The 19,825-nt window shown below is 71.7% G+C and carries 27 protein-coding genes; 8 read left to right on the top strand and 19 right to left on the bottom strand.

Annotation, left to right across the window (positions count from 1 at the left end; translation table 11 throughout):
* Positions 1 to 172 precede the first annotated feature (172 nt).
* On the top strand, positions 173 to 865 hold the full coding sequence (locus AB0M36_RS27935; RefSeq protein WP_364162965.1) for a HAMP domain-containing sensor histidine kinase: 693 nt from the start codon (positions 173 to 175) through the stop codon (positions 863 to 865).
* A 114-nt stretch (positions 866 to 979) separates the two neighbouring features.
* Positions 980 to 1,519 carry a CAP domain-containing protein gene (locus AB0M36_RS27930; RefSeq protein WP_364162962.1) on the top strand — a complete coding sequence of 180 codons (540 nt, stop codon included), beginning with the start codon at positions 980 to 982 and terminating at the stop codon, positions 1,517 to 1,519.
* 4 nt (positions 1,520 to 1,523) lie between these two features.
* Here AB0M36_RS27930 and AB0M36_RS27925 read toward each other — a convergent pair whose 3' ends face one another.
* Positions 1,524 to 2,612 carry a UDP-N-acetylmuramate dehydrogenase gene (locus AB0M36_RS27925; protein WP_364162959.1) on the bottom strand — a complete coding sequence of 363 codons (1,089 nt, stop codon included), beginning with the start codon at positions 2,610 to 2,612 and terminating at the stop codon, positions 1,524 to 1,526.
* Positions 2,613 to 2,679: 67 nt separating this feature from the next.
* Between AB0M36_RS27925 and AB0M36_RS27920 the strand changes: the two genes are divergently transcribed.
* The 3 genes from AB0M36_RS27920 (at position 2,680) to AB0M36_RS27910 (ending at position 5,987) form a co-directional block, all read left to right on the top strand.
* Positions 2,680 to 3,441 (top strand): maleylpyruvate isomerase family mycothiol-dependent enzyme, encoded by a 762-nt coding sequence (locus tag AB0M36_RS27920; protein ID WP_364163179.1) that lies wholly within the window; start codon positions 2,680 to 2,682, stop codon positions 3,439 to 3,441.
* Between the two features lie 100 nt (positions 3,442 to 3,541).
* Complete coding sequence (locus AB0M36_RS27915; RefSeq protein ID WP_364162956.1) at positions 3,542 to 4,966, top strand: GH1 family beta-glucosidase; 1,425 nt, start codon at positions 3,542 to 3,544, stop codon at positions 4,964 to 4,966.
* A 4-nt stretch (positions 4,967 to 4,970) separates the two neighbouring features.
* Entirely contained in the window at positions 4,971 to 5,987 is a 1,017-nt protein-coding gene (locus tag AB0M36_RS27910) for a LacI family DNA-binding transcriptional regulator (RefSeq protein ID WP_364162953.1), read from the top strand.
* A 4-nt stretch (positions 5,988 to 5,991) separates the two neighbouring features.
* Here the strand turns inward: AB0M36_RS27910 and AB0M36_RS27905 are convergent, their stop codons facing one another.
* Positions 5,992 to 6,507, bottom strand: a complete 516-nt coding sequence (locus AB0M36_RS27905) for an O-acetyl-ADP-ribose deacetylase (protein WP_364162949.1) — start codon at positions 6,505 to 6,507, stop codon at positions 5,992 to 5,994.
* Complete coding sequence (locus tag AB0M36_RS27900; RefSeq protein ID WP_364162946.1) at positions 6,507 to 7,334, bottom strand: EI24 domain-containing protein; 828 nt, start codon at positions 7,332 to 7,334, stop codon at positions 6,507 to 6,509. Before AB0M36_RS27900 ends, AB0M36_RS27905 begins: the two co-directional genes overlap by 1 nt.
* 51 nt (positions 7,335 to 7,385) lie before the next feature.
* Here AB0M36_RS27900 and AB0M36_RS27895 point away from each other — a divergent pair, with 51 nt between their 5' ends.
* The gene (locus tag AB0M36_RS27895) at positions 7,386 to 7,793 is read left to right on the top strand and encodes a hypothetical protein (protein WP_364162944.1); all 408 of its coding nucleotides are present in this window, start codon (positions 7,386 to 7,388) and stop codon (positions 7,791 to 7,793) included.
* A gap of 24 nt (positions 7,794 to 7,817) precedes the next feature.
* Here AB0M36_RS27895 and AB0M36_RS27890 read toward each other — a convergent pair whose 3' ends face one another.
* The 8 genes from AB0M36_RS27890 to AB0M36_RS27855 form a co-directional block, all read right to left on the bottom strand.
* Positions 7,818 to 8,720, bottom strand: coding sequence for an alpha/beta hydrolase (locus tag AB0M36_RS27890; protein ID WP_364163176.1), 903 nt, complete (start codon positions 8,718 to 8,720; stop codon positions 7,818 to 7,820).
* Complete coding sequence (locus AB0M36_RS27885) at positions 8,714 to 9,037, bottom strand: DUF2516 family protein (protein ID WP_364162941.1); 324 nt, start codon at positions 9,035 to 9,037, stop codon at positions 8,714 to 8,716. The genes AB0M36_RS27890 and AB0M36_RS27885 overlap by 7 nt, the downstream gene beginning before the upstream one ends.
* Before the next feature lie 77 nt (positions 9,038 to 9,114).
* The gene (locus tag AB0M36_RS27880; protein ID WP_364162938.1) at positions 9,115 to 9,585 is read right to left on the bottom strand and encodes a hypothetical protein; all 471 of its coding nucleotides are present in this window, start codon (positions 9,583 to 9,585) and stop codon (positions 9,115 to 9,117) included.
* 53 nt (positions 9,586 to 9,638) lie between these two features.
* On the bottom strand, positions 9,639 to 10,175 hold the full coding sequence (locus tag AB0M36_RS27875; protein ID WP_364162935.1) for a helix-turn-helix domain-containing protein: 537 nt from the start codon (positions 10,173 to 10,175) through the stop codon (positions 9,639 to 9,641).
* A 69-nt stretch (positions 10,176 to 10,244) separates the two neighbouring features.
* Positions 10,245 to 11,177: an asparaginase gene (locus tag AB0M36_RS27870; protein ID WP_364162932.1), complete on the bottom strand. Its 933-nt coding sequence runs from the start codon at positions 11,175 to 11,177 to the stop codon at positions 10,245 to 10,247.
* Positions 11,174 to 12,007, bottom strand: coding sequence for a 3-keto-5-aminohexanoate cleavage protein (locus tag AB0M36_RS27865; protein WP_364162929.1), 834 nt, complete (start codon positions 12,005 to 12,007; stop codon positions 11,174 to 11,176). The genes AB0M36_RS27870 and AB0M36_RS27865 overlap by 4 nt, the downstream gene beginning before the upstream one ends.
* Positions 12,008 to 12,069: 62 nt before the next feature.
* The gene (locus AB0M36_RS27860; protein ID WP_364162924.1) at positions 12,070 to 13,125 is read right to left on the bottom strand and encodes a folate-binding protein; all 1,056 of its coding nucleotides are present in this window, start codon (positions 13,123 to 13,125) and stop codon (positions 12,070 to 12,072) included.
* Positions 13,122 to 13,520: a Fur family transcriptional regulator gene (locus AB0M36_RS27855; protein ID WP_364163173.1), complete on the bottom strand. Its 399-nt coding sequence runs from the start codon at positions 13,518 to 13,520 to the stop codon at positions 13,122 to 13,124. Before AB0M36_RS27855 ends, AB0M36_RS27860 begins: the two co-directional genes overlap by 4 nt.
* Positions 13,521 to 13,582: 62 nt before the next feature.
* Between AB0M36_RS27855 and AB0M36_RS27850 the strand changes: the two genes are divergently transcribed.
* Positions 13,583 to 14,383 carry an aminotransferase class IV gene (locus AB0M36_RS27850; RefSeq protein WP_364162921.1) on the top strand — a complete coding sequence of 267 codons (801 nt, stop codon included), beginning with the start codon at positions 13,583 to 13,585 and terminating at the stop codon, positions 14,381 to 14,383.
* Here AB0M36_RS27850 and AB0M36_RS27845 read toward each other — a convergent pair.
* Together AB0M36_RS27845 and mtfM are read right to left on the bottom strand one after the other, a co-directional pair.
* The gene (locus tag AB0M36_RS27845; protein WP_364162919.1) at positions 14,340 to 14,942 is read right to left on the bottom strand and encodes an FABP family protein; all 603 of its coding nucleotides are present in this window, start codon (positions 14,940 to 14,942) and stop codon (positions 14,340 to 14,342) included. The genes AB0M36_RS27850 and AB0M36_RS27845 overlap by 44 nt on opposite strands.
* Positions 14,939 to 15,043 carry a small membrane protein MtfM gene (gene mtfM, locus AB0M36_RS27840; protein ID WP_364162916.1) on the bottom strand — a complete coding sequence of 35 codons (105 nt, stop codon included), beginning with the start codon at positions 15,041 to 15,043 and terminating at the stop codon, positions 14,939 to 14,941. The genes AB0M36_RS27845 and mtfM overlap by 4 nt, the downstream gene beginning before the upstream one ends.
* A 14-nt stretch (positions 15,044 to 15,057) precedes the next feature.
* Here mtfM and AB0M36_RS27835 point away from each other — a divergent pair, with 14 nt between their 5' ends.
* Entirely contained in the window at positions 15,058 to 15,432 is a 375-nt protein-coding gene (locus tag AB0M36_RS27835; protein WP_364162913.1) for a DsrE family protein, read from the top strand.
* A gap of 7 nt (positions 15,433 to 15,439) precedes the next feature.
* On the opposite strand, the gene AB0M36_RS27830 is transcribed toward AB0M36_RS27835, so the two are convergent.
* From AB0M36_RS27830 to AB0M36_RS27805, 6 genes are all read right to left on the bottom strand, one after another.
* A complete protein-coding gene (locus AB0M36_RS27830; protein ID WP_364162910.1) occupies positions 15,440 to 16,300 on the bottom strand; it encodes a hypothetical protein in 861 nt (286 codons plus the stop codon).
* Between the two features lie 133 nt (positions 16,301 to 16,433).
* Positions 16,434 to 16,763, bottom strand: coding sequence for a DUF1416 domain-containing protein (locus AB0M36_RS27825; RefSeq protein WP_364162907.1), 330 nt, complete (start codon positions 16,761 to 16,763; stop codon positions 16,434 to 16,436).
* 5 nt (positions 16,764 to 16,768) lie between these two features.
* The gene (locus AB0M36_RS27820; RefSeq protein ID WP_364162905.1) at positions 16,769 to 17,617 is read right to left on the bottom strand and encodes a sulfurtransferase; all 849 of its coding nucleotides are present in this window, start codon (positions 17,615 to 17,617) and stop codon (positions 16,769 to 16,771) included.
* 160 nt (positions 17,618 to 17,777) lie between these two features.
* Positions 17,778 to 17,855: an Ms5788A family Cys-rich leader peptide gene (locus tag AB0M36_RS27815; protein ID WP_364163170.1), complete on the bottom strand. Its 78-nt coding sequence runs from the start codon at positions 17,853 to 17,855 to the stop codon at positions 17,778 to 17,780.
* Positions 17,856 to 17,925: 70 nt separating this feature from the next.
* On the bottom strand, positions 17,926 to 18,714 hold the full coding sequence (locus AB0M36_RS27810) for a DUF2993 domain-containing protein (RefSeq protein ID WP_364162902.1): 789 nt from the start codon (positions 18,712 to 18,714) through the stop codon (positions 17,926 to 17,928).
* A 76-nt stretch (positions 18,715 to 18,790) separates the two neighbouring features.
* Positions 18,791 to 19,798, bottom strand: a complete 1,008-nt coding sequence (locus tag AB0M36_RS27805) for a hypothetical protein (protein WP_364162899.1) — start codon at positions 19,796 to 19,798, stop codon at positions 18,791 to 18,793.
* Between the last annotated feature and the right edge of the window lie 27 nt (positions 19,799 to 19,825).

The following is a 19,825-nucleotide window of genomic DNA, read 5'->3' as shown; positions in this document are numbered from 1 at the left end:
CCGCCTCCGCCCCGGCGCGTCGCCAGACGCGGCTGCCCGCCGAACGCGGCACGCGCTCGGTTCGGGTCAGCGTCTTGCTCACGCCCCCCGCGGACGCGGGCGGCGAAGATGAAATGTCCAAAACCACGATAGCGTGACGTGTCTGTTCATATACGGAAAGTTATAGTTCAGCGTGCGAACCCCCACGAACGTCTTCGCGCTGCAGGCTCGCTTCCTCGCGGTGATCTCCCACGAGTTGCGGACACCGCTGACCACGATCGCGTCCTTCACCGAGAGCCTCGACACCGACGATCTCGCCCCGGCCGAGCGGTCGGTGGCGCTCGCCGCGGTGCGACGCAACACCGACCGGATGCTCGCCCTGGTCGAGGACCTCATGGTGGTCAGCAGGCTGCAGACCGGCGACCTCGAGCTGTGGCCCACGAAAGTGGACCCGGGCGCGCTGATCCGCGAGGTGGCGGAGCTGTTGGCGAGCCAGGAGCCGTACACCGCGGCGACCGTGCGGACGTCGGGCGGGCCGTCCGTGTCCGCCGACGCACCTCTGCTGCGGGACCTGTTCTACGCCGTGGTCGGCACCGTCGCGAGCGGGGCCGCCGACCGGTCCGCCGAGGTGAGCACCGAGGCCGGCGACGCGGGATGGCGGATCATGGTGATCGCCCGGCAGTCCGAGAAGCTCACCGACGAGCACCTGATGGCCGGCATGCTGGCCGACCCGGAACCGCCGCACCGGCGTCGCAGCACCGCCCTGTGGATGCTGCTCGCGGACGCCATCGCCGCCCGGCACGGCGGCTCGGTGGAGCTGACCTTCGATCCAGCGACGGGTGCGGGGGCCGAGATTCGGCTTCCCCTGACCATCCCCACAGATTGACACGGTCGACACGCCAGACGGCCGGAAAACACCAAAGATAGGACTTACCTACAGAAATCCGGTCCGATTAGGCTTGCCGGGTACAAGCCCGGTCGTGGACCGGGAGGAAAGTCCGTGTTCAAAACCGTACGACGCATCGCCCTCGCCGCGGCCGCCCCGGCCGCTCTGCTGGCGTACGCGGCGACGCCCGCGCAGGCCGAGACCGGCGGACCCGCCGGAGTCGCCGCCGCGGCAGCCACCCCCGCGGTCACCGCCGCGGACCCCATCACCTCGCAGCTTCTGATGGACGAGGTGATCGCGCGGACCAACGAGGAGCGGGTTCTCGCCGGGTGTGCCCCCCTGACCGTGGACGAGGAGCTCATGATCGCCTCGGTGCGTCAGAGCCACTACATGGCGGCCACCGGCGACTTCGGACACATCGGCTGGCGAGGCTCGACCTTCGAGACCCGGTCGCGCGCCGCCGGATACTCCGATGTGGCCGCGGAGAACATCGCCTGGGGCTTCGCCGACGCCGCCGAGGTGATGGAGGCCTGGATGGCCAGCCCCGACCACCGTGAGAACATCCTCAACTGCGAGGCCAGGTCCTTCGGTGCGGGCGTACGGCGCGCCGACGACGGCACCTTCTACTGGACCCAGGTCTTCGGCTGGCGCTGAGCCGCTACAGCGAGCAGTTCACCAGAACCGGTTCGGGGTGCAGGACGACCCCGAACCGGTCGTGCACTCCGTCGCGGATCTCGCGGGCCAGGTCCAGCAACGCGGCCGTCGTACCGCCGCCGCGGTGGGTCAGGGCGAGCGTGTGCTTCGACGAGATCGCGACCCCGTCGCGGCCGGCGTACCCCTTGCTGAAGCCCGCCTTCTCGATCAACCAGGCGGCGGGCACCTTGACCGTGCCGTTCGGCGCCGGCCAGCTCGGCGGCTCGCCCGCGTCGGCGAGGCGATCCTGCACCCCGGCCCACTCCTGCGCGGAGAGCACCGGATTGGTGAAGAACGACCCGACCGACTGGGTGTCGACGTCCTCCGGGTCCAGGACCATTCCCTTGCCGGCCCGCAATTTCAGTACGGTGTCGCGCACCTGTTTCGCCGGAACCCGCTCACCGGGCTCGACGCCGAGGTTGCGGGCGAGCTCGGCGTACCGAATCGGGGCCGAGTCCGCGGTGACGGCGAGCCGGAAGTCGACCTCGAGGACCAGCCACCGGTCGTTGTGCTTGAAAACGCTGGACCTGTACGCGAACCGGCACTCCGGCAGCGACAGCGTCTTCACCTCGTCGTCCGCCCGGTCATAGACGTGCACCGCCTCGACCGTCTGGGCGACCTCCTGGCCGTACGCACCGACGTTCTGGATCGGCGTCGCACCCGCGGAGCCGGGGATTCCGGACAGCGCCTCCAGTCCGGAGAGGCCCTCGGCGAGCGTCGCGGCGACGAACCCGTCCCACGGCTCCCCGGCCGCGACCCGCATCAGCACACCCCGCGAGTCGCGATCCACCACCCGCATCCCCCGGGTGCGCAACAGCATCACCTGTCCGGGGAAGCCCTCGTCTCCGATCACGACGTTGCTGCCGCCGGCGAGAACGAGGACCCGTTCCCCCCTGCGTGCGGCCGAACGCATGATTGTCACCGCTTCGTCCGTTTCGGCCGCTGGGGTCAGCGTGCCCGCGGGACCGCCGAGGCGTAGCGTCGTGTACGCCCCCAGCGAACTGGCATACGCGGCAGATGCGGTGGCGGGTGGATCAGCACTAACGTCAGGCACGACGTTCACCCTAGGCCGACGGGCCATGGGGAACACACAGGTGGTCCTCCTCGAGCGGGAGAAGCTGATGAACAGGCTCAACGCGACGAAGGACTTCTGGCTGGCGGCGCTGCGCGCCGACGGCCCGGCGCTCCAGGACGCCGTCGCCGAGACCGGCCCCGATGCCGTCGTGCCCTCGTGCCCGGGCTGGACGGTCGCCGACCTCACCGAGCACCTCACCGTGCTGCTGCACTGGGTGCGCGAGTCGGTGCCGCGCGGCGTGATCGACAAGCCGGCCGAACGGGTGATCCCCGAGCCCCGGCCCGAATGGTCGGAGGCGCTGGACGGGCTCCGTCGGGAAATGACCGGCACGATCGAGACACTCGACGCGCTCGACCCCGACTTCCCCGCCTGGACCTGGCCGGCGCAGGCCAAGAAGGCCGGCTTCTGGCAGCGGCGGATGGCGCACGAGATCTCGGTGCACCGCTGGGACGCCGAGACCGCCGCCGGCCGGGCGACGCCGATCGAGACGAAGCTCGCCGCCGACGGCGTCAACGAGGTCCTCGACACCTGGCTGCCCGCCGGCCGCCGCAAGGGCCCCACCGACCTGCACGGCGTCGTGCACCTGGTGGCCCTGGACGCGAGCTACGAGTGGTTCGTCCGCCTGCGCGGCGCGGGTCTCGCCCTGCTCGACACCGGCACGATCCTGGACACCGACGATCACCATCCCCGGGCCGAAGCCCGGGGCAACGCCAGCGACCTGCTGCTCACCCTCATGGGCCGCTCGGATCCGGGCGCGCTGACCATCACCGGCGACCCACGTCTGTTCAGCGCCCTCCGGGCCGGTTGAGCGTCCCTGCTCCCGACCGAGCAAAGACCGTACGCTGTACCGGTTGAGTTCGGGCGGCCGCGGCCGCCCGGCGGCGGCAGTCAGAGGAGCGGTGAGGCGCATGACGGCAACCGTCGAGGTGGAATCGAGCGACCGACCACAGGCATCGGGTGCCCGCTTTCCGGACGGCTTCATCTGGGGTGCGGCGACGGCGGCCTACCAGATCGAGGGCGCGGTGAACGAGGACGGTCGGGGGCCGTCCATCTGGGACACCTTCAGCCACACGCCGGGTCGGGTGCACGCCGGGCACACCGGGGACGTCGCCTGCGACCACTACCACCGCTACGTCGAGGACGTGGCGCTCATGGCGGAGCTCGGGCTCACCTCCTACCGGTACTCGATCGCCTGGCCGCGCGTCCAGCCCGACGGCACCGGCCCGGTCAACACCCGCGGCCTGGACTTCTACGACCGGCTCACCGACGAGCTGATCGGCCGGGGCATCGATCCCGTCATCACCCTTTACCACTGGGACCTGCCGCAGACGCTGCAGGACCGCGGCGGCTGGGGCGTCCGGGAGACCGCCGAGGCCTTCGCCGAGTACGCCGCCATCGTGTACGCCCGCCTCGGCGACCGCGTGCAGACCTGGACCACGCTCAACGAGCCATGGTGCTCCGCCTACCTCGGTCACGGCAGCGGCCGGCACGCGCCCGGCGTGCAGGACCCGGCCGAGGCCTTCCGAGCCGTGCACCACCTGTTGCTCGGGCACGGCCTCGCCGCGCGGGCGCTGCGCTCGGCCGGCGCCCGCAGCGTCAGCATCACCCTCAACCCGTCCGCGGTCTTCCCGCTCGACCCGGGCAACCCCGCCGACGCGGAGGCCGCCCGGATCGTCGACGGACTGCACAACCGCATCTTCCTCGACCCGCTGCTGCGCGGCGCCTACCCGGACGACATGCGCGAGCACATGGCCCGCTTCACCGATCTGGGCCACATTCGCGAGGGCGACGAGGCGATCATCAACGCCCCGATCGACGTGCTCGGCGTCAACTTCTACACCCCGGCGTACGTGTCGGCGCGACCCGGCCGACCCGCCTGGGCGGAGAACCCGGGCACCGAGGGCATCGAGTTCCGCGACCCGGTCGGCCCGATCACCGACATCGGCTGGCAGATCGAGCCCGCCGCCCTGACAAAGCTGCTGGACCGCATTCACGCCGACTACGGCGTGCCGATGCTGATCACCGAGAACGGTGCCGCGTACCCGGACGGCCCGTCGGCGGACGGCGAGATCCACGACGCCGACCGCATCGACTATCTCGACGGACACCTGCGCGCCTGCCTGGACGCCATTTCCCACGGCGTTGACCTTCGGGGATACTTCGCGTGGTCGTTGATGGACAATTTCGAATGGGCCGAGGGCTACAAGATGCGCTTCGGAATCGTGCACGTGGACTACACCACGCAGCAACGGGTGCCGAAGGACAGCGCCAAGTGGTACCGGGAGGTGATCCGGCGCAACGGTCTCAGCGACCGGGCGCGGGTCGGGGGGTGAGCCGATGGTGACGCGGGAGCGACCCACCCTGGAGGCGGTGGCCAGGCGGGCCGGCGTTTCGCGCGCGACCGTCTCCCGTGTCGTGAACGGCTCGACGACCGTCGCCGTCGCGATCCGCGACGCGGTGCAGCAGGCCGTCGAGGAGCTCGGCTACGTCCCCAACCTGGCGGCCCGGAGCCTGGTTACCCAGCGTACGGAGTCGATCGCACTGATCCTTCCGGAGACGGCCAGCAGGGTCTTCTCCGACGACCTGTTCTTCCCGGCGGTGATCCGCGGCGTCAGCGCCGAACTCGAGGCGGCCGACAAGCAGCTCGTGCTGATGATGGCGAGCTCGACGGCCGGACACGACCGGGTCGAGCGCTACGCGACGGCCGGACACGTCGACGGCGTCATGTTCGCCTCCATGCACGGCACGGACCCGCTGCCCGGCGCGCTCGCCCGGCGGGGCATCCCGGTCGTGTGCAGCGGCCGGCCGATGACCCCGGCGGCGCTGGCGGTGCCGTACGTCGACGTGGACCACATCGGCGGCGTGGCCGCGGCCGTACGCCACCTGCTCGGTCTCGGCCGGCGCCGGATCGCCACCGTCGCGGGCCCACAGGACATGGTCGCGGGAATAGACCGGCTGACCGGATATCGCACGGCGCTGGCGGAGGCGGGCCTGTCCGAACACGTGGCGGCCGGTGACTTCACCCGCGAGTCGGGCATCCACGCGATGCGCCGCCTCCTCGCCGAGGACCCGGACCTGGACGCGGTCTTCGTGGCATCGGACATGATGGCGCACGGCGCGCTCCAGGCGCTGAAGGAGGCGGGCCGGCGCGTTCCCGAGGACGTGGCGGTCATCGGCTTCGACGACGTCGAGATCAGCCGGCTCAGCGATCCGCCGCTGACGACCGTACGTCAGCCGATCGTCGACATGGGACGCACGATGGCACGCCAACTGCTCGGCCTGGTCGGCGGAAACACCGACGTCCCGGCCGCCGTGGTCCTCCCGACAGAGCTGGTCGTCCGCGCCTCGGCGTGATTCCTCAGGCCCCCGCTGCCACTCTCCGTGCGGTCGCGGCGAGCTCGGCGTTGAACAGCACCAGCCGTACGGTTCGCACCCCCGCCGGCTCGGCCGCCCGCAGGACGGTCAGTGCCTGCCGCACGGCGTCCTCCACCGGCCACCGATACACCCCGGCCGAGATCAGCGGGAACGCCACGGACTCGGCGCCCAGCTCGTCCGCGACCCGCAGCGAGTTCTCGTAGCACGCGCGCAGCAGCGCCGAGCGGTCCTCGTCGGCGCTGAAGACCGGCCCCACCGTGTGCACGACCCAGCGGGCGGACAGCCGGCCCGCCGTGGTCGCCACCGCCTGACCGGTCGGGAGTCCGCCGCCGTAGTGTCCGGCGCGCAGCGCCCGGGTCGCGGCGAGAATCTCCGGGCCGCCCTTGCGGTGGATCGCGCCGTCGACGCCGCCACCGCCGAGCAGCGACGAGTTCGCCGCGTTGACGATGGCGTCGACGTGTTGGGCGGTGATGTCGCCCTCGACGAGTTCGATGTCCATCACAGGGACTGCGTCGTGATCGTCTCGGCCGGCAGACCGAGCACCTTGCGGGACAGCAGCGTCCCGCCCGCCACCGCCGCCGGCATGAGCAGGACGGCGCCCAGCGGGATCAGGAAGCAGGCGAACACGGCGACGCCGAACCCGAGCGCGAGCGGGCGCCGGGTACGCAGCGCGGCGCGGCGCTCCCGCAGCCGTTTGTCCCGCCGCTGGAACGGCACGCCGGTGAGCTCGACGGCGAGCAGCCACCCCGCGACCGCGCCGCCGATCACCGGCACGACGGTCTGGCCCACCACGGGGATGAAGCCCGCCACGAGCAGGGGAATGCCGATCAGGATGGAGAGGCCGACGAGCCGCAACGAATCCCGCAGGCTGCGGCCCAGCGAGGCCAAGAGCGGCACCTCCACCTCGTCGGGTACGCCGCCGTACCGATGCTCGACCAGCCCGGAGATCTTCTCGTAGAACGGGTCCCCGATCAGCAACGCCACCGCGGTGAAGGTGAGCACCCCCAGCAGGCCGCCGACGCCCAGCAGGGCCACACCGGCGAAAACGCGGATCAGGTCGCGCCAGAACTCCGACCAGTCGTCGGCGAACCAGGTCACCGCCGAGGCCAGGTCGCCGATGAAGGCGACGAGGGCGATCAGGGCGGCGCCGTAGAGCAGGCCGGTGATCACGGCCGGCACCAGCCCCAGGCCGAGCAGCCTCGGGCTCTTCAGCACCAGGCCCAGGCCGCGGCCGAGCAGGCCGGCGCCGGTGAGGAACTCACGGACGGCACTGCCGGATGCCGTCGCGCCGCGCGCGGCGGCGGATCGAAGCGAAGAGTCACCCACGATCCGAGAGCTTAGGACCTCTCGGCCAGCCACCTGCGCCGGGAGACCTCCGTGCTGGGTTCGGCGCTGGGCGACGCACTCGTCGCGGCGGGGCTCGACGGCGGATCGAAGATCGAGGTGGGCGTCGGTACGGGCGGCAACGTCAGCGTCGGCACCGGGGACCCGGACATCGACGGCGACGGTACGGCGGAGGTCGGCGCGGCACTCGGCGTGCTCGGCGCGACGGACTGCACCACGGCTACCCGCTCCGGCGCCCGCGGCACCCAGGTCGTTCCCCCTCCGGACGCCGGGGTGGTGGCCTGCACCGGTGCGGTGCCGAAGCCGCCCGCTCCACCGGGGGCGCTCGCGGCCGGGGGCGCGGCCGGCGTACCGAGGGTCCAGCCGGCGGCGACCGCGAACGGCAGGCCTAGGGCGACGATGCCGAGAAAGACTGACTTGGGGGTGAGCCGCACACCATGAACACCGCTCGAGAGCGGGGAAAGGTTACGGCCGTGGCTGTTTCTCGTTCAGGAACGTGGAGATTCGCTCCCGGAGCTCGCGACGGTGGGTCCACAGCACCGCCGGCCGGTCGTAGACGTGCGACCGCGCACCTGGCAGGAGACCCGCCAGACGCTCCGCCCAGGACGCCGGGTGCACCTCGTCACCGGCGCAACCGATCACCAACGCCTCTCCACGCCAGGCCCGCAGCAGGTCCTCGTCGGCGACCGCGGGCTCCCGCCACACCGTCTTCAGCTCTGGCGCCAGGCCGTCACGGAGCAACTGCTCCACGCGCTGGCGCAGGTATCCCCAGCCGGCGGGGGTGTCCCGCACGGACCGGGGCAGCTCCTGCTCGACCGCCTCGGCCACCGCGGCGGCCTCGCCCGACTCCGTCGCGGCGAGAAGGCGGTCGAGCCGCTGCTCGGCGGCGCGGGGACGCGCGCCGTCCAGCGGTGCGGGCAGATAGAAGACGACGCGCTCGAACCGGTCGGGATCGGCGGCGAGCAGCCGGCACAGCGCGGCCGCGCCCATGCTGACTCCGAGCGCTCGGGTCGCGCCGGTGTGATCGGCGACGGCACGCAGGTCGGCGGCGAGGTCGGCGAAGCTCCACGGTCCGGGCGGTGCGTCGGAGCGACCGTGGCCGCGGAAGTGGAAGAAGACCCGGCGGCCGACCACGCCGCTGCCCAGCGGGCGGGTGCCGGCCAGGTCACCGGCGAGCCCGTGCGCGAACACGGTCACCGGGTCGCCGACGCCGCTGACGAGTTGCTCCAGGCGTACGCCGTGGGGAGTGTCGACGAGGTCGGTGCGCGGGGCGGGCAGCGTGGGGCGGCCCGTGCGCGGTGCGGTCGGGCCGGGACCCGGGGTCCGCGGGCCGCCGTCGGGAGGGGGCGGCCGGCGGAGTCTCACCAGAAGCCCTTGCCGTCCGAGAGGTCGCGCAGGCCGGGCCGGACGTCGAGCAGATAGATCAGGGCGGCCGCGATCCCGATGAGGCTGAACAGGCCGGTGGAACCACTGGCACCGCTCAGCAGGGTGAGCACGATGCACACCGCGAGGATGGCCAGCCACGCGCCCTTGGGCAGCGTGCCGATCGCTTGGAAGCCGTCGCCGCGCTGGGTGACGCAATGGATGAACGCGACGGCCTGCACGACCAGCGACAGGATCATGATCATGAAGTTGATCAGGAATTCGACCTGTACGAAGAAGATGGGTGCCGCGCTGGAGACCATGATTACCAGTCTATGCCGCGGGCCCCGGCTTTCACCGGGGCCCGCGGATCATCCACGTGTCGGCGGCTCGGGCCGCGTCAGTTGGCGGACGGGCGGGCGGCGGCCCGCTTGCGCGGCTTCGGCGCCGGGGTGGAGGCGGCGTCGACGGCCTTGGCGGCCTCGACGGCCTTCGGCTCCTCAGTGGTCTCCATGTCGGCGTTGACCACCTCGGCGGCCTCCACGACGCCGGTGCCGACGACCCGCTCGCCCCGCGCGATCAGCGAGGTGTAGACCGCGAGGGCCCGCTCCTGCGCCAGCTGGGCGAAGGCGACGGCGCTGGCCGTGGCGTTGCTACGGAGCTTGTCGAAGTCGGTGGTGGCGGCCTTGTCCTTCAGCGACGTGGCGGTGGAGCCGGCCGTGTCGTTCGCCACCTTCAGCGAGGCGACGGCGCGGTCGCTCAGCTCGCTGACGACGGCGGGGAGCTTGCGCAGCTCCTGCCAGGCGAGATCGCCGGCGCCGGCGGCGGCGTAGAGGGGCGCGGGGATCCGGGTCTTGGTCTGCTCGGTCATGTCTTCTCCTCAGGCTGGTGGGCTGGGTCGCGCGGCCGACGATGCCGCGCGGTTCACGGTGCGGGCTTGGCCTTGGGCGCGGGCTTAGCCTTGGGCGCTGGCTTGGCTTTTGGCGCTGGTGCCCCGCCGCCCTCGGCGACGGCGATGTCGCGCACGACGGCCCTGAGCGCCTCGTCTTCGTCGGGGACCGCCTCCTGACCCGGATCGGGCTCCGGGTCGACGGCCGGATCGGCCGCGGGGGCGTGGCGCGCATTCTCGTTGCGGAACGTCTCGTAAATCTGGGACAGCGACTGCTTCTGCGCGATCGTCAGTTCGGGATCGACCGCGATGGCAGCCAGCACGCCCTGCTGACCCTCACCGTCGAGCAGGCCGGCGCGCAGGTACATCGCGGGCGTCGACACCCGCAACGCGCTGGCCAGTTGCTGCAGCACCTCGGCGCTGGGTTTGCGGAGGCCACGCTCGATCTGGCTCAGGTACGGGTTGCTCACGCCCGCCCGGTCGGCGAGCTGCCGGAGCGAGATCTTCGCGGTCTGCCGCAGATCACGGATGAAGGCACCGATGTCCTGGGGCAGATCCTTGGGTGTGGCCACGTCTTCGACCGTAGTCCGTAGTGCTAGCTGTTGCAAGCAAAACGCTTGCAACAGCTAGCGTGAACTGGGTCACCAGGCCGCGCGAACCTCGCCGACCCGCACTCCGCCGCCCAGCAGGGGTACGGTCGCCAGCTCGTCCAGCACGGGGGCGTCGACGCCGAGCCGGCGCAGCGCGGAGACCAGCACCGGCGTCCGCGCCCGCATCCCACCGTCGGCGATCTTGATGGCGACCGCGCCGGCCCCCGGCACCGCCACGGCCACGACGCCCTCGGCGCCGCCCTTGGCCAGCAGGCCCGGCACGCCGCGCATCAACAGCGTGTCGTCCTGGCCGGTCCCGGCCACCAGCTCCGGATTCGCCCGGATGGCGTCGGCCACCGCGCGCTCGTGCCCGCCCGCCGCCGCGGCCAGCCGCTGGAAGCCCCGGGCCAACGCGGTCAGGGAGAAGCCGAAGACGGGCGCGCCGCAGCCGTCGATCCCGGTCGCGGCGATCGGCTCACCGACCAGCTCGGTCACGGCCTCGGCCAGTACACCCTGCAGCGGGTGCTTGGCGTCCCGGTAATCGACCAGTGGCCAACCGTTGACCACGCAGGTGGCAAGCATGCCGGCGTGCTTGCCGGAGCAGTTCATGAAGACGCGCGTCGCCGCGCCGCCGGCACCGACAACCGCGTGTCGCGCGCTCTCGGCGAGCGGCAGGTCCTCCGGGCAGAGCAGGGCATCCTCGGCGAGGTCGGCCGCACGCAGGATCGAGCGAACCCGATCGACATGGAACGGTTCGCCGGAGTGGCTGCCGCTGATCATCGCGAGGTCGGCGGGGTCGTCGACGCGCAGCCCCGCCCGCAGCATGCCCACGGTCTGGAAGGGCTTGTTCGCGGAGCGGGGGAACATCGGGTTCGTCACGTCGCCCGCCGAGGCGACCACCGCACCGGCGGAGTCCAGCACGATCACCGAACCGTGGTGGACGCCCTCCACGAAGCCCGAGCGGACGACCTCCGCGAGGATCATCGAGTCGGCACCCCGAGCAGCTCGCGCGCCTGCGCGGTGCTCAGCGGCGGCCGCTGGGCGAGCTGGGCGAACCCGACCGCCCGCGCGACGAGCTGCATGTTCGACTCGACCGCCTGGCCCTTGGCGTACGTCACCGTGTCCTCCATGCCGACCCGCAGGTGGCCCCCGGCCGACAGCGACGCCAGCATGACCGCGATCGTGCTGCGCCCGATGCCGGTGGCGGAGAACGTCGTGCCCGCGGGCAGGTCCCGGATCACGCGGTGGCAGGCGACCAGCGCCTCCGCCGTGCCCGGCATGCCGCCCGGCACGCCCATCACGAGGTCCAGGTGCACGTGCCCACCGAACGGCAGCCCGTGCTTGTCGAGCAGGCGCTGGAGGGTGGTGAGCTGGCCCAGATCGAAGATCTCGTACTCGGGGACGATGCTGCGCTCCTGCATGCGGGTGTGCAGGTCGACGATGAAGTCCCAGCGGTTCATGAAGACGCTGTCGCCGAAGTTGACCGTACCCATCGTGCAGGAGGCCATCTCCGGGCGCGCGTCGAGCACGGCCAGCCGGTCCGACTCGGGATCGGTGACGGCGCCGCCCGAGGAGAGCTGGATGATCAGGTCGGTGGACTGCCGCAGCGCGGCCACGGTGTCCCGCAGCCGACCCTGGTCGAGCGTGGGCTCCGCCGCGTCGTCACGGATGTGGACGTGGATGATCGCGGCGCCCAGCGCCTCGCACTCCTTGGCGGTGGCCACGAGCTCGTCGATCGTCACAGGCAGCGCCGGTACGGCCGCCTTGCTGCTCTCCGCGCCGGTGGGCGCGACAGTGATCAGGGTCCCGGTCATACCGAGATCCTGCCATGCGGATTCGCTCCGAGAGCAGCGACGGCCATCCGCGGCCGGTTCGATCAGTCGGCGTCGATGGCGGCGGCCGATTCGCCGATGATGAGCCGCGCGTCGTCGGCGACATTGCGCTTCACCACGGCGAGCGCGATCATGCCGAGCTCGTAGTGGCGGACCGCCGTGCCGACGAAACCGATCTCCCGCCCGTCCAGGGTGATCGGCGTGCCCTGGGCCGGCGGCTGGTCGGTCGCCACCCCGTCGAGGTGGAGCAGCACGAGCCGCCGAGGCGGACGCCCGAGGTGGTGCACCCGCGCGATCGTCTCCTGGCCGCGATAACAGCCCTTGTCGAGGTGGACGGCGGGAGCGACGAACCGCGCCTCGGCCGGAATGGTCCGGTGGTCGGTCTCCCACCCGAGCCGCGGAATCCGATGCGCGACCCGCACCGCCTCATAGGCCCACAATCCGGCTTTGGGTACGTCGGCCAGCCGCGTAACCACCGCGTCGAGGCCCGACCGGGGCACGAGCAGATCGACGCCGAGCGGCACCCGCCGGGCCAGCCCACCCTCGAACGCCCGTACGTCATAGAGCGCGGTGGGCTCGGGCGGCAGCGACCCGGCGGCGAACTTGGGACCCGGCACCTCCAGCACGCGGGGCTCGGCCAGGTCGATGCCGAGCCGGGCGGCCGCCTCCGGAGCCCGCGGGCCCACCAGGGACAGCACGGCGATCTCCGCGGTGGCGTCCCGAGGCTCGACGCGCGTGAAGAAGCGCATCATCTCCAGATATTTGGCGAGGCCGGCGCCCGCGCCGGGCTCGGTGTCCAGCCAGGCGGTCGTGCCGTCCTCGGCGACCAGGGCGTGCTGCTCGACGTGGCCGTGGGGCGAGAGCACGAGGAATTCGGTGCCCTGCCCGGCCCGCAGGTCGCTGAGGTGCTGGGTGGTCAGCGTGTGCAGCCAGCCCGCCCGTTCCTCGCCGGGCACGGCGATCACGTCGCGGTTCGACCGGTCGACGAGACCGACGGCCGTGTCGAGGGTGCGCTGTTCTCGCATCGGGTCGCCGTAGTGCGCGGCGACTCCGGCGTCGGCCGACCCCGGCTCGAGTTCCTCGATAAGCACCGTGGTCATGTGCGCTCCTTGCAATCGCCGCAGACGCCGAAGAGCGACACGTGGCCGACATCGACCCGGAATTTCCGCTCGTCACGCAGCCGAACGGTCACCGGCTCCATGATCGCGGGATCGACCTCGTCGACCGAACCGCACGTCCGGCAGACGAGATGCACGTGCTGGTCCTCGCCCGCTCGGTGATAGGTCGGCGAGCCGTGCGAGAGGTGGGTGTGGCTGACGAGGCCCAGTTCCTCGAGGAGTTCGAGGGTGCGGTAGACGGTCGTGATGTTGACGCCGGCGGCGCGCTCGCGCACCGACTGATGGATTTGCTCGGGTGTGGCGTGGCCGAGTTGGTGGACCGCCTCGAGGATGAGCTGGCGCTGCGGGGTCAGTCGCAGGCCGCGCTCCCGGAGCATCTCGGCAAGGGATGTGGCGGACACGCTATGAGCATAGTTCGCACGGCGATACCCTCCGCGACGTGAGCGTCCCCACGGTAATCGTCGGCCCCGGCGAACTGACCCACACGGATCGCGGTCTCCTCTACGGCGAGGGGGTCTTCGAGACCATCCACCTGCGCCCGACCGGTCCCTGGCTGCTCGAGGAGCACCTGACCCGCCTGGCGCGCTCGGCGGCGGCTCTGGAGATCGAGGTTCCGGGCGGCCTTGCCGACCTGGCGAGCGGGGTCACCCACGCCGACGGCGCTCTGCGGCTGGTGGTGACGCCGTCGACCGCGTTCGCGACCGTGGCCGCCGTCCCGGAGACGATCCGCGACGAGCGCCGAAACGGCATCCGGCTGATCACCCACGACCTGGGCCTCACCCGGCGGCCGCCCTGGTCCCTGGCGGGCGCCAAGACGCTGTCCTACGCGGAGAACCTGGCGGCGAAGCGCTGGGCCACCGCCCAGGGTGCCGACGACCTGCTCTGGCTCGACAGCCACGGCCACGCCCTGGAGGGCCCGACGGCGAGCCTCGTCTGGCTCGACGGCGACACGCTGTGCACGGTCGCCCCGGACCGGACCGGCATCCTGCCCGGCACGACGGCGGCCCACCTGCTCGCACGGGCGTCCGAGGTGGGCCTGCGCGCCGAGGAACGGATGATCACCGCCGACGAGCTGCCCGGTGCCGACGCGATCTGGCTGACCAGCGCGCTGCGGGGGCTCGCCGAGGCGAGGTCGCTCGACGGACGGCCCCGCGCGGCGTCGCCGTGGACGCCGCGCCTGCTCGACCTGCTCGGTTTCAGCCGCCGACCCGGATCAGCCGGGCCGACAGGTGGGGCATGAGCTTCTCGCCTTTCGCCGACATCTCGTGGGCGTAGAGCAGCGCGCCCTCGACGATGCCGAAGAGCCGGTGCCCGCCGGTGACCGCGAGACCCGAGGCGGTGTGCCCGACGCCGGCCGTCGCCATCTCCAGCCGGGTGCCGGTGGCCTCGCCCTCGTAGATCTCGATCACCCCGTCCTGGGTGGTCAGGGTGGCTTCCATCTCGTCGGTGGGCCGCCCGTCCGCGTTGAGCACGGGACGCCAGAAACCGACCTCGCGCCCGGCCTGGCCGATCGGCGTGGAGTCGTCGTCCAGCAGCCAGATGCGCGACTCGTACGCCAGGAAGGGCCGCCCGTCGTGGCTGATCCTGATCTCCTGCGCGAAGTTGTAGTCCTCCGGCTGGGGGAACCCGCCCTGGCCGCGCCCGCGCCACAACCCGACGAACGGCAGCAGCCCGAGCAGCGCCGGGTGCAGATCCGGCCCCTGGCGCAGATCGTGGGTGTCCTCGTAGGGGTATTCCGCCACCGGCGGGGCGTTCAGCCAGGGGGGCGGGCCCAACGGGTTCTCGGTCTCACTGCTCACCAGCGTCCCCTTGCAATGCGCATCGCCAGATAGCCCAAACCGCCGGCCAGAGCGCCCAAACCGGCGACCAGCAGGCTCACGTACCCGATCTCCGTAACCATGACGGAGCCATCCTATGCTGAGGCGTATGGCCCGCCTTCTCGTCGTCAAGACCACCGCCGGAGCGGACGCCCCGGAGCGCTGCTCGCAGGCGTTCACCGTGGCGAGCACGGCGGCGACCGCCGGCGTGCCGGTGTCGTTCTGGCTCACCGGCGAGTCGGCGTGGTTCGCCCTGCCCGGCCGGGCCGCGGAGTTCCAGCTCCCGCACGCCGCTCCCCTGCCCGACCTGCTCGGCCTGCTGCTCGAGGCCGGCACGGTCACGCTGTGCACCCAGTGCGCGGCCCGCCGGGACATCGGACCGGACGACGTGCTCCCCGGCATCCGCATCGCGGGCGCCGCGGTCTTCGTCGAGGAGATCATGGGCGAGGGCGCCCAGGCGGTCGTTTACTGACGTCTTCCTAGCGGCACGAGGTGGTGGCGCTGACCCGCGCGTCACCCTCGTCGCCGGTGACGAGCACCGAGACCTCCCCGACCCGGTAGGCCCACGCCCGCGGCTCCGCCCGCACGACGAGCCCGTCGCCCACCGCGTCGCGCAGTGCCCGGCCCAGGTCGCCCGACATCGTCGGGCCGCCGACGGTCACCGTCGCCGCCGTCTTGCCGTTCGGGCAGGCCACCTCGACGCTCGTGGCGGGACCGGCGGCCTTGACGGCCGTCATCGCGGCGGAGAGGGCGTCCGGGGTGGTCGCGGCCGGCCGAGGCGCGGCAGCGAGGTCCACGCCGGCGTTGGGTGGCCGGCAGCCGGTCAGGATCCGCACCGCGATGATCATCCCGTCGTTCTCGGCCGTGGCCTCCACCTCGATGAACTCACCGGCGTCGGCGCGAAGCACGTGCCGCGTGTCGTTGTCGAGGTGCCGGATCGCCGGCTTGTACGACCGCGGAAGCGCCCGGGCGATCGACTCGAGCGCGCCCGGCGCCTGGTCGGCCCGGACCCGGACGGTGATCTCCTGGCTGGCCTCGACCCCGGCTCGCACCGAGGTCAGCCCGCACCGCGTGTCGAAGCGCAGCGGTCCGATCTCGATGGTCCGGTCGGGGGCGTCCGCGGCGGTGACGACCGCACCCGCCGCCCGGTGCAGCACGGGCAGGGCGGCGGCGATGTCCCGCTGCTCGACGACGGTCGGCGGATCGTTGCGCACCGACCAGACGGCGGCGCCGGCAAGCACGAGAGCCCACACCGCCACGATCGCGATCAGCCACCAGCGCGGCGCACGGCGCCGCGGAGCGGGTGATGGCACTACCTCGGGATGGCCGGTCTGGGTCACGGGAGCCATGCTCGCACGCCCTCACCCCAGCCAGCACCTCACGCTCCCACCCCAGGCAGCACCTCACGCTCCCGCCCCAGGCAGCACCGAAGGGCGGAACCCGAGGGTTCCGCCCTTCGCAACAGAGCGTGGGTCAGGCGGCGACGCTGAGGCCGACCTCGTTCACCCCGCGGGCGGCGTCCACGGCGAGATCGCCGTTGCCCGCGCGGGACAGGGCACGCAGCGTCCACGAGCCCGGTGCCGCGAAGAAGCGGAAGACGCCGCCGGGCGACGTCACCACCTCGGCGGTGAATTCGCCGGTGGCGTCGAGCAGGCGGACGTACGCGCCGCCCACCGCCTCGCCCTCGGCATCGGTCAGGACGCCCGTGATGACGGTTTCCTTCTGCAGGTCGACGCCGGCGGGGAGGGGAGCCGACTGGTCGGGTGCGGCGCAGCCGTCCGCGATGTTCGACGATGTGGTCATGGCGGTCACGCCTTTCCCGGCTCGTCGCCGAGCGCGATCGGCACGCCGATGAGCGAGCCGTACTCGGTCCACGAACCGTCGTAGTTCTTCACGTTCTCGTGGCCGAGGAGCTCTCGGAGCACGAACCAGGTGTGCGAGGAACGCTCGCCGATGCGGCAGTACGCGATCGTGTCCTTGCCGCCGTCCAACCCGGCCTCGCCGTAGATCTTGGCGAGCTCGGCGTCCGACTTGAAGGTGCCGTCCTCATTCGCCGCCTTGCTCCACGGCACGTTGATCGCCGTGGGGATGTGGCCCGCGCGCTGCGACTGCTCCTGCGGCAGGTGGGCCGGGGCGAGCAGGCGGCCGGCGAACTCGTCGGGGCTGCGGACGTCGACCAGGTTCTTCGCGCCGATGGCCTGCACGACCTCGTCCCGGAAGGCGCGAATCGACAGGTCCGGCGCCGACGCCCGGTACTGCGTCGCGGCGCGCTGGGGAAGGTCCTTGGTGTACGGCCGGGCGTCGAGCTCCCACCGCTTGCGGCCACCGTCGAGCAGCTTCACGTCACCGTGGCCGTAGAGCTTGAAGTACCAGAACGCGTACGCGGCGAACCAGTTGTTGTTGCCGCCATAGAGGACGACGGTGTCGTCGTTGGCGATGCCCCGCTCGGAGAGCAGCGCGGAGAACTGCTCCTGGTTGACGAAGTCCCGGCGCACCGGGTCCTGCAGGTCCTTCTTCCAGTCGAGCTTGATGGCGCCGGGGATGTGCCCGCCGTCGTAGGCGGTGGTGTCCTCGTCGACCTCGACGAAGACCACCCCGGGGGCGTCCAGGTTCTTCTCGGCCCAGTCGGCAGAGACGAGTGCGGTGTCGCGACTCATCGCATTACTCCCTTGTCAGGTGAGAGATGGGGGGTGAGTCGGCGCGAAAGCGGGAAATAGAGCGCACGCGCGCGCCGACCCGACGAAACGGATCACGGTATGCGTACGGCGCCACTGCCGGGCGAAACACTGCCGGGCTAAGGAAACGCGAGTGGCCCCGTCAGAGGACAGGGCAACACAGGCAGGCGGCCACGCGGCACAGGTCGACCGCGCGCCTCTTGGTGAGCAACAGGCTCATGGGAAACGACCCTACCAGCGGCTCGGGTGAGCGGAACACCATCGACCAGCATCCGGGAAGGAGGCGGCGGTCACAGCCCTCCCGAGCTGAGCGACACGTTGCTGGCGCCCGTGGTGATCACGAGGCCCTCAGGGCGGGGCTCCACCTTCTGCAGCTGCAGTCCCATCGGCAGTGCGGGCACCTTGAGGTCGAGCGCCAGGTTCTTGGCGTAGTTGTCGATGAGGTTGCGCACCAGCGGCACGTCGGGCAGCCCTTCGGCGGTGACCTCGGAGAAGCGCACCTGCACCACGCCGTCCTTCACCTCGAGCGACGCCGTACCGGAGACGTTGAAGGTCTGGCCGAGCGCCTCGACCGGCGCCGAACCGATCAGCTTGCCGTCCTTCTCGCTGACCGTGATGCCCTCCCGGCCGATCAGGGCCGCGAGGTCGGTGTAGCCGATCGTGCCGGTGCCGGTGACGGTCTTCGCCACGATGTCGCCGTTGCCGGAGCGGATGGTGTCCAACGGCGCGGTCACGTCCCGCGCCCGGATGTCGAGCTCGGGCATCTTGACGGTCTTGCCGTTGCCCGCGGGGCCGGCGTAGTTCTTCAGCAGGATCTTGATCTCCTGGTACTCGCCCGCGAGCACCTGGGTCAGGAACGGCACCCCGGCCACCGTCACGTCCGGCTTCTCCGAGGTGGCCTGCCGGTCGGCGATCTGCCGGGAGACGCGGTCGCCGATCTCCCGTTCGGCGTACGAGGCCGCGACGCGGTCCGCCACCACCACCGCGACGGCGACGATAGCCAGCAGCACCAGGAAGGTGATCAGCAGTCGCCGACCCCACCTTTTGCGCGGTCGTGTCGACTCGTACACCTCAGCCACCGGTCCTCCTCGTTTCCGCCTGAAGAGACAGGGCGATCACTGTATGGGCTCTAGATGGGAAAGAACTGTACGAGCTTCAGGTGAGAAAGAAGAGCGTCAACGCGTAGGTGGCCGGCAAGATCAGCGCGAACGCGCCCAGCGGACCCTGCATGTGCCGGGCCACCCAGAACGTCGGCGCGTCGCCGGCCATGCTGCGTCCGGCCTCGGAGTAATTCACGGCGAGATCGACCAGCCCGGCGATGCCGGCGACGGCGAAGCCCAGCACCGCGCCCTTGCCGGGGGTGAACGGCAGCACCAGCACGCTGCCCAGCCCGGCCGCGGCCAGCGTGCCGAGCATCGCACCGAGCACGATGCCGGCCGCCCCCCGCGGCACCTGCGCGGCGATCCGCGGCTTGGGCCAGACCGCGTCCGTGAGGTGTGCGACCAGCAGCGCGATCCCGGCCGCGGTGAGGCAGACGAGGATGGCCTGGGTGCCCACCGGCCGGCGGGTGAGCACGATCAGCAGGGAGAACGACACCACGCCGAAGACGATGAGGAAGGTGCCGCCGAACGCGTCGCGCAGCTGTGTGCGGTCGCGGGCGCGGATCGCCTGCCCGGCCAGCGCGGCGACGAGGGCGCCCGCGGTGACAAAGAGCAGGGGCAGCATGCCCGCCGAGTCGCTCGTGATCGCCAGCCGGTCGGCGAGCCCGCCGGCCACCGCGCAGACGCCCGCGACGACGCCGGCCGCGGGCGGACGGATCGCCATGGTGAAGGCCAGGACATAGAGCAGCTGCACCCCGAAGACGACGACCGCGTACGACAGCCGCGCGTCCGGCCCCGAGCTCTGGGCGCCGAGGATCAGGCCGACGCCGAGCAGGGCGGCGAAGCCGGCGATGGCCACCGACAGCTTGCGGCGCACCGGCGCGACGGGAATCTCCTCGTCGATTTCCTCGTCGTCGTCCTCCTCACGCTTCCCGAAGTCGGGCTCCTTTTCCGGGGCGCCCGCGTAGAAGCCGGACGAGGAGCGGCCGGGTGCGGACCGCGCGATCTCCCGGGAGACGTCCTCGTCCCAGGGGTCGTCACCGCGTCCAGTGGTGGGTAACACGCCTGCGATGGTGCCAGACCCGGGCCC

Origin of the sequence: Actinoplanes sp. NPDC051346 (assembly GCF_040682215.1) — a bacterium.
GTDB lineage: Bacteria > Actinomycetota > Actinomycetes > Mycobacteriales > Micromonosporaceae > Actinoplanes.
The sequence above is the reverse complement of the archived record's forward strand: the minus strand, read 5'-3'. Positions and strand labels throughout refer to the sequence as shown.